This window comes from Candidatus Aquarickettsia rohweri (assembly GCF_003953955.1).
Taxonomy (GTDB): domain Bacteria; phylum Pseudomonadota; class Alphaproteobacteria; order Rickettsiales; family Midichloriaceae; genus Aquirickettsia; species Aquirickettsia rohweri.
This window is the reverse complement of record NZ_RXFM01000066.1, coordinates 1-7,663: the sequence shown is the minus strand read 5'-3', so window position 1 is coordinate 7,663 and position 7,663 is coordinate 1. Positions and strand designations below refer to the sequence as shown.

Sequence of the window (7,663 nt, the reverse complement as noted above, 5' to 3'; positions counted from 1 at the left end):
AAGAGAAAGCTATAGAACAAATTGAAGAGGTTCTCAGCGCATTAAAATCAATACCTGGATTAAGTTCTGCTAAATTTGTTTATGGTGGCTCTGTTAATGAAAAAAATATAGATGAAATATGTAAGGTAAAGTCTTTAGATGGTGTATTAGTAGGTGGAGCAAGCACTGATGTTGCTAAGCTAAAAATTATATCTCAAGCTCTTCAAGATAATTGTATATAGCTTATTAGCATTATTGCTTGTCCTTTTATTATGCTTAAATAATTAATAAAATAAATAAACATAATGATTAACATTAAAATAGATAAAATATGTAACTCAGCCAAAAATTTTAAATTATATAATATCTAATAGTTTAAATTTAAGTTTACTTTTTAGTGTATTAATATTTTCGTTTATCTCAAACTCATCTTTGGAAATGCGATTTGCAATCCATCCTATGGCAGTAACATTATCATTCATGATAGCTTTTGATGTAAGTATAGCATGGTTTAGGCATCCTAATTTAATTGAAATGACTAAAATTACAGGTATATTTAGTTTTTTTACTAAATCTGACATATTTTCATTTGAGTTAATAGGTACATCCCAGCCACCAACCCCTTCAATTATTTGTATGTCAGAATTATATTTATCAAGCTTATTTAACTCTTGAATAATTTTTTCTACACTTAAATCTACATTTTCTTTTTTAGCTGCAATATTTGGAGATATTGGCTCTTTAAATGAAAATGGATTAACTTCATTTATTGGAATTTTAATACTAGAAGCGTCATAAAGCTTTTCTGCATCATCATTAATTTTGCTTTTTATATCATAGCCTGTTGAAATAGGTTTAACTCCAATTGTTGAGAAACCTTTTGCATTAAATTCTCTTAGTAACTTTACACTGTAATAAGTTTTGCCAACATTTGTATCTGTACCAGTGATGAATATTTTTTTATATTTATTTAACATTTTTGTAAAATAAAAAATCCTATATTGTAATTTAAAGTAAATTTATTTTTAGCTAATTTCTTATTGAAAAAATTATTTTTATTAGAGTTTATTAATATGTTTGCTCCAGTGTTTTTTATTGATCTAATAGCATCAATGAAAGATGGGAATTGTTGTTCATAGTTTATATCTTTTATAAAAATTATCTTATACCCAATATTTTGAATTAATTTTTTCAAATACTCTAAATTATAAAAATTATTTTTAGATTGGCTTGGTATATTTTGAAAAGTACCTTTTATAGGTATTGAAAAACTCAAAATGCCATAATATTTTAAATTTGTATATATTAGTTTTAATAAATGTTTAATATCTAAACACCATTGAAATGACATATTGGAAAAAACTAAATCATATTTTAAATTCTTATTTAAAATAATATAGTAGTCAGAGTTTAATATTTTTGTAGAAAATTTTTTTAATCTATTTTGAGCAAGATTTAATAAATTAGGTGCAAAGTCACAAGCATATGATTTATTAAATTTTATTTTTTCAAATAACATACTTGTTGTAATGCCTGTTCCACAACCTAAATCTATAACATTTTGATACTCTTTTTTATAAAAAATTAATAAGTTTTTTATTAATTCTTTGCTACATAATTTTTGCACTTTTGAACGATCATCATATGTAGAATGTACTAAATCAAACGAATCTTTTATCTCTCTTTTAATTCTGCAAAAATTATTCATTCATTGCCTCAGTTAAAGTATTTATTAAGAAGTTAATTTGTTCTTCAGTATGATTTGAGTTAAGTGATATTCTTACTCTTTCTTTATTTTTTGGGACAGTAGGATATCTTATTGCAGAAACCAAGATTCCTTTTTTGTATAAAAAATCTTTGATATTTAATAATTTTTTACTTTATTAATGAGTATTGATTTTATAGGTGTTAAATCATGTGAGATTAGTGGGATTTTTTTTTCAATTGCTTTTGCAATAAAATATTCGATTATATTTGATAGTTTATGGAAGCTTATTTGATTACTTACAATTTTATTTAAGTTCTGTAATGCAAAATAGGTAATAATAGGAGGAATGTTTGTAGTGTAAATATAGCTTCTAGCAAATTGATTTAATATGTTACACACGAGTTTTTTTGCCAATACTATTGCTCCCATACTTGCACATGATTTTCCAAGAGGTATTATTACACAATCTATACCACTTGGATTTTTGGCATAATCAAGTATTCCCATTCCATTTTTACCAATTGTCCCAAATCCATGAGCATCATCAATTATTAGGAATGCTCCATATTTTTTAGCTAATGCTGTTATTTTATCGATTTGACATATATCTCCTTCCATGCTGAATACACTTTCTGTAATAACTATTTTTTCTCCAGAGCTCTTTAAAAGACAATTTTCTAAAGATTGCATATTATTATGTTCATAACGTAAGTGTTTTGCTCTAGAAATGATTATTCCATCTATAATAGATGCATGGCAAAGTTTATCAGATATTATTGTTGTATCTCTGTTAGCCATCGTTGAAATAACACCAATATTATCGTTATAACCAGAATTAAAAAATAATGAAGATTCCTTATTATAAATTTTACAAAATTTATTTTCTAAATCCCTATGTATGTCAAAATACCCTGAAATATGAGCTGATGAAACGCTTCCTGATCCATAATTATTAATACAATCATTTATTTCTAACCCTGATTTTATATCATGTGAAAGAGATAAATAATCATTACTTGTAAAAGACAATAATTGTTTATTTTTAATGTGTAATAAATTATTATCCTTTTTATTAATTACTTTTTTCTCTCTTAGTAATTCTAGTGATTTATATTTAGTTAATTTTTCGGATAATCTATTAGTTAGCATTTTTATTTTGTAAATCAGTACTGATTCCTAATTTTTTCATAAAATCTAAATCTTGATTGACGTCATTATTATTGGTTGTTAGAAGTTTATCTCCATAAAAAATTGAATTAGCTCCTACAAAAAAGCATAGAGCTTGCATTTCTTCTGACATACTCTCTCTTCCAGCTGATAATCTAATTCTTGATTTTTCAAAAAATACCCTTGTTTTAGCAATCATTCTAACAAATTCTATGGTGTCAATTTTTTTGACGTGTTCAAGAGGAGTGCCTTTAATAGGAACTAACATGTTAATAGGGATGCTTTTTGGTGGATTTTTTAGATTTAACAGAGTTAATATAAAATTAATCCTATCTTCTCTATTTTCTCCCATTCCAACTATTCCTCCACAACAAATATTTATTCCTATATTGTCGACTATTTCTAATGTGTCCAGTCTATTTTGAAATGTTCGTGTAGTTATTATTTGTTTATAATAATTTTCTGAAGTATCTATATTATGATTGTAGTAATCTAGGCCTGCTTCTTTCAATCTCATTGCTTGATCTTTATCTAACATTCCAAGTGTTGCACATGCCTCTAAACCATTATTTTTAATTACTTTTACCATTTCTAAAATTCTTTCAAAATGCTTCTTTGGTGGATTTCTCCATCCTGCACCAATACAAAATCTTTTTGATCCTTTTTGTTTTGCAATTTTACAATTTTTTTCTACCTCATCAGTTGTCATCAATTTTTCTATTTTGATATCTGTATTATGTTTTGAGCTTTGGGAGCAATATCCGCAATCTTCGGGGCAAGCACCAGTTTTAACACTTAGCAATGTGCATAATTCAATATCACTCACTTTAAAATTTTTTCTATGCGTGAGATGAGCTTGATAAAGTAAGTCCAAAAAAGGCATCTCAAAAACCTTTGCTATATCTTGAAAGTCCAATTTATTTTTTTTCATTATAAGATATTTTATTTGACTAAATTTGATAGATACAATAATGATATTTAATCGTCAACTAAAAAATTAAAATTAGTTAACCATGAGTATCCAAAAGAAATATAAACATATATTGCAAAAAGATTTAAACCATATATGGCATCCTTGTTCTCAGATGAAAGATTATGAAGATATGGATGCACTGTTGATAAAAAAAGCAAGTGGTAGTTATATTGAGATGCAAAGTGGTAAAAAAATTATAGATGCAATTTCAAGCTGGTGGTGTAAATTACTTGGACATAATCATCCATATATAAAAGCAAAAGTGATTGAACAAATTAATAGATTTGAACATGTGATTTTTGCTGGTACTACGAATGAAAAAATTGTGGAGTTATCTGAGAGATTAGCTGGTAAGACCAAAAATTTGCAAAAGATATTTTATGTAGGTGATGGTTCTTGTGCAGTAGAAGTTGCACTGAAAATGAGCTTACATTCAAGGAAAATTAAGAAGCAATATAAAAAAAATAAATTTATAGCACTGAAAAATGGTTATCATGGTTAAACAGTTGGTGCCCTTAGTGTAAGTGATTTAGGCATTTATAAGAAGCCATATAGTGATTTATTATTTGATGTATATTTCATTTCAGATATCCCATATATAAATTCAAAAAAAGATTTGTTATGGGATGATTGCACTACTCATTGGCATAAAGTTCAAGAAAAATTAGAAAAAATTAAAAATGAAGTTACAGCTATTATTTTTGAACCTATTGTTCAAGGAGCTGAAGAAATGAAAATCTATAGCAAAGATTTTTTAGTTAAATTAAGAAAATGGGCATCTGAAAATGATATACATTTAATTGCTGATGAAATTATGACTGGAATTTGTAGAACAGGAAAATTTTTTGCTTGTGAATACGCAGATATGGAGCCTGATTTTATGTGTTTATCTAAAGGTTTAACATCTGGGTGGGTACCATTTAGTGCTGTTATGATTAAAAATGAAATATATGAGCTTTTTTACAATGATTATTCTCCAGAAAACTCCTTCTTACATTCTCATACTTATAGTGGCAATCCTATCGCAGTAAGTGCAGCATTAGCAACATTAGATGTGATTGAAAATGAAAATATTTTAGCTAAAGTTAGTACTTTAGAAATAAAAATGCTAAATTTGATGAAAAGTATAGCAGTTAAAACTGGTATATTGAAAAATGTAAGAGGTATAGGCGGTATTGTAGCAGCTGATATAATTCTTGATAATAGTGATAAGTATAGAAGGATAGGTTTGGAAATATATAAAATTGCAATTAAAAATGGAGCTTTTTTAAGACCTTTAGATAATACTATATATTGGCTGCCACCAGTCAATATATCAGAACTCACTCTCAAAGAATTAGCTCAAATAACGGAACATTCAATCATTACTTATTTTAAATGAAATAAATTTAACATAGTCTAAATATTTGGGTAGTTATGAGTTATATTTGATTACTAATAAACTTAAAATAAATTATCTTTATCAAGATATTTATGAGTTTTAACTCAGTAAATTCTTTCATTTGAAAATTACTATATATTGGAATGTTTTTATGCTATTTTAAAATTTAAAAATTGCAGTATTTAATAATTATTTTTATGGAATTTATTAATAAGAAAAGAGTTCTATTAGTAGATGATAATCCGTATATACTAAAGATATTATCTATGATGTTAGAATTAGAGAATTTAGAAATTGAAACTGCTAATGATGGAACTGAGGCTTTAAATTTAATAGTCAATGAATCAAAAGGAAAATTTGATATTATAATAACAGATTTTCAAATGCCTATAATGGATGGTCAAGAGCTTGCAGAAACTCTGAAAAAATATGATGAATACAAAAATCTCCCAGTAATTTTAGTTACTCAAGCAAATCATATAAGCTACGAGAATGATGAGAAATATAGAATATTTGATAAAATATTATATAAACCTGTAACAAAGGAGTCTATAATAGAAATTAAAAATTTACTTTTAGAAACGGGGTGATTATAGGTAGGCGGAATAATAACCATACTAATAATTATAAATGCAAAAATACTTAAATGATCTTACTATACTTGATATAACAATAGTTATATTTCATTTGGCAATTTGTATAGGCATAGGTTTTTATCATTTAAAGAGCATAAAAACAGCTCATGATTTCTGCACAATAAAAGCAAGTAAAATTTTACCTTCAATTTTAGTATGCACAATTTTTGCAACATCAATAAGTGGTGGAACTATTATAGGCTTAATTAATGAAATTTATAGTAATCCTATAGTTTTACTATACGTAATAACTCAGCCTTTTTATTGGATTATAACAAGTAAGATAATAACATCCGGCCTTTATAAATTTAAAGATTGTACAACTCTAACTCAAGTATTATACCATATATGGGGCGGTCTTGGTAAATACGTTGGCATTTATACTGTAATAATTGACAGTATAGCATTTATTACTATCCAGTTATTAGCATTTGCATCAATATGCAGTTACTTCTTTGAGATAGATTACATAACTAGTTTAGTTATAGGGATAGTAGTGATTAATGCATATTCTATTATGGGGGGGTTCAGAGGGATTATAGCAATAGATGTGTTTCAATTTTTAATATTTTTTGTGATAATACCCGTTTCTTATGTTGTCACAATTCAAACTGTTAGTTTTACTGGCAATTTTGTAAATTCTATTTCACTATCAAATTATAATATAGAGTTTAGTTTGCCAATAGCTATAGGACTTATCACAGCGTCTCTATTGCCTGAAATAGCAGCTACTTTCATGCAAAGGCATTTAATGTTAGCTGATAATACAAAAGCACTCAAACTGGTTTTTAAAAAGTTATTTATAGTAGCTATACCTTTCATGCTTTCTATTTGCCTAATAGGATATTTAATTATAGTTAAATCACCAAATAAATCTCTGGTATCTGATATTATTTTCAATTATATAGATTGGTTGCCACTAGGTGTTAAAGGTATGATGATATCCGGGCTTTTTGCCATTATAATGTCAACTGCAGATTCCCACATGAATTCTGCTAGTGTTATTATATCAAACGATTTTTTTAAAGTATATTGCCCTAAAATAGGAGAAAAAAGGCTGTTAGTGATTATAAAGGGTGTTATATTAGTATTATCACTTTTTCCATTTATTCTACTGATTTATAAAGATACTTTGTTTCAGCTAATGGCTATATTAAGAACTTTTGGCACTAATATACTAGTTGTGCCATTATCAGTTTCTTTTTTAGGATATAACATAGTAAAAAACAGTTTTTGTATAGTTTTTTAGTGAGCATATTGTTTACTATCTTAACTATTTTAATATTTGATAATTATTCTTTATTAATCGCTTTCTCTGGTGTTTTAGGAAGTTTAGTAGTATTAGTTTATAGTAAAAATTCATATATAACTCTTGTTAGGAGAATAAAAAGATTATATCCTTTGATTTCTGATATTGCTAAAAATTTGCTCCTAAAGCTTCAGAAATTAAAATATTTGCACATTAAGGTTAATAATATTATTGAAACTAAATCAACTACATTAAATAATTTTAGTTTATTTATTTTTTCTTATGTAAGCGCTAAAATAAGGGCATCTAGGCAAGAATAAAAATAAGTGGTAGAACAAAAGCCTAAAAAAATAGAGGCTAATGATGCTATTAGAAAAAAAGAAAAAAAGAATAAGTAATGAAAAATGGAAAGAGCTAGTAGAAGAATATAAAAAAAAGTAATGTAAGTAAATATGAATTTTGTAAGCAAAAGAATGTGCCGAGAAGTACATTTTATAAATGGCACAGAATTCTTGTAGGAAATAAAAGAAATACAGTAAAAAATAAATTTATACCAATAAGAGTGAAAGAA

General features: G+C 26.3%; 10 protein-coding genes and 1 pseudogene. 6 read left to right on the top strand and 5 right to left on the bottom strand.

Annotated features, from left to right (window positions below; translation table 11 throughout):
• Positions 1 to 221 (top strand): triose-phosphate isomerase (locus EIC27_RS04860; RefSeq protein ID WP_205702340.1); only part of this gene is annotated, 221 nt, incomplete at its 5' end.
• A 114-nt stretch (positions 222 to 335) separates the two neighbouring features.
• On the opposite strand, the gene bioD is transcribed toward EIC27_RS04860, so the two are convergent.
• Genes bioD through bioB form a run of 5 tightly spaced genes read right to left on the bottom strand, consistent with a single transcriptional unit; the run spans position 336 to position 3,785 of the window.
• Positions 336 to 956: a dethiobiotin synthase gene (bioD, locus tag EIC27_RS04855; protein WP_126044991.1), complete on the bottom strand. Its 621-nt coding sequence runs from the start codon at positions 954 to 956 to the stop codon at positions 336 to 338.
• Positions 950 to 1,687: a methyltransferase domain-containing protein gene (locus tag EIC27_RS04850; RefSeq protein WP_126044990.1), complete on the bottom strand. Its 738-nt coding sequence runs from the start codon at positions 1,685 to 1,687 to the stop codon at positions 950 to 952. Before EIC27_RS04850 ends, bioD begins: the two co-directional genes overlap by 7 nt.
• Positions 1,680 to 1,811, bottom strand: coding sequence for a hypothetical protein (locus EIC27_RS07910; protein WP_276310335.1), 132 nt, complete (start codon positions 1,809 to 1,811; stop codon positions 1,680 to 1,682). Before EIC27_RS07910 ends, EIC27_RS04850 begins: the two co-directional genes overlap by 8 nt.
• Before the next feature lie 32 nt (positions 1,812 to 1,843).
• Positions 1,844 to 2,836, bottom strand: coding sequence for an aminotransferase class I/II-fold pyridoxal phosphate-dependent enzyme (locus tag EIC27_RS04840; protein WP_126044988.1), 993 nt, complete (start codon positions 2,834 to 2,836; stop codon positions 1,844 to 1,846).
• Complete coding sequence (bioB, locus tag EIC27_RS04835; protein ID WP_126044987.1) at positions 2,826 to 3,785, bottom strand: biotin synthase BioB; 960 nt, start codon at positions 3,783 to 3,785, stop codon at positions 2,826 to 2,828. Before bioB ends, EIC27_RS04840 begins: the two co-directional genes overlap by 11 nt.
• Positions 3,786 to 3,867: 82 nt before the next feature.
• Between bioB and bioA the strand changes: the two are divergent.
• From bioA to tnpA, 5 genes and pseudogenes are all read left to right on the top strand, one after another.
• Positions 3,868 to 5,208 (top strand): annotated as a pseudogene (gene bioA, locus EIC27_RS07370) (adenosylmethionine--8-amino-7-oxononanoate transaminase).
• 197 nt (positions 5,209 to 5,405) lie between these two features.
• Entirely contained in the window at positions 5,406 to 5,798 is a 393-nt protein-coding gene (locus tag EIC27_RS04825; RefSeq protein WP_126044986.1) for a response regulator, read from the top strand.
• A 40-nt stretch (positions 5,799 to 5,838) separates the two neighbouring features.
• A complete protein-coding gene (locus EIC27_RS04820) occupies positions 5,839 to 7,092 on the top strand; it encodes a sodium:solute symporter family protein (RefSeq protein WP_126044985.1) in 1,254 nt (417 codons plus the stop codon).
• Positions 7,092 to 7,412 (top strand): hypothetical protein, encoded by a 321-nt coding sequence (locus EIC27_RS04815; protein WP_126044984.1) that lies wholly within the window; start codon positions 7,092 to 7,094, stop codon positions 7,410 to 7,412. Before EIC27_RS04820 ends, EIC27_RS04815 begins: the two co-directional genes overlap by 1 nt.
• 107 nt (positions 7,413 to 7,519) lie before the next feature.
• A partial coding sequence (tnpA, locus tag EIC27_RS08270) for an IS66 family insertion sequence element accessory protein TnpA (RefSeq protein ID WP_410519455.1) occupies positions 7,520 to 7,663 on the top strand: 144 nt, incomplete at its 3' end.

What these genes read in the sequence shown, in the direction of transcription:
- bioD (WP_126044991.1), bottom strand. Translation starts at nt 956, where the DNA reads ATGTTAAATAAATATAAAAAAATATTCATCACTGGTACAGATACAAAT.
- EIC27_RS04850 (WP_126044990.1), bottom strand. Translation starts at nt 1,687, where the DNA reads ATGAATAATTTTTGCAGAATTAAAAGAGAGATAAAAGATTCGTTTGAT.
- EIC27_RS04840 (WP_126044988.1), bottom strand. Translation starts at nt 2,836, where the DNA reads ATGCTAACTAATAGATTATCCGAAAAATTAACTAAATATAAATCACTA.
- bioB (WP_126044987.1), bottom strand. Translation starts at nt 3,785, where the DNA reads ATGAAAAAAAATAAATTGGACTTTCAAGATATAGCAAAGGTTTTTGAG.
- EIC27_RS04825 (WP_126044986.1), top strand. Translation starts at nt 5,406, where the DNA reads ATGGAATTTATTAATAAGAAAAGAGTTCTATTAGTAGATGATAATCCG.
- EIC27_RS04820 (WP_126044985.1), top strand. Translation starts at nt 5,839, where the DNA reads ATGCAAAAATACTTAAATGATCTTACTATACTTGATATAACAATAGTT.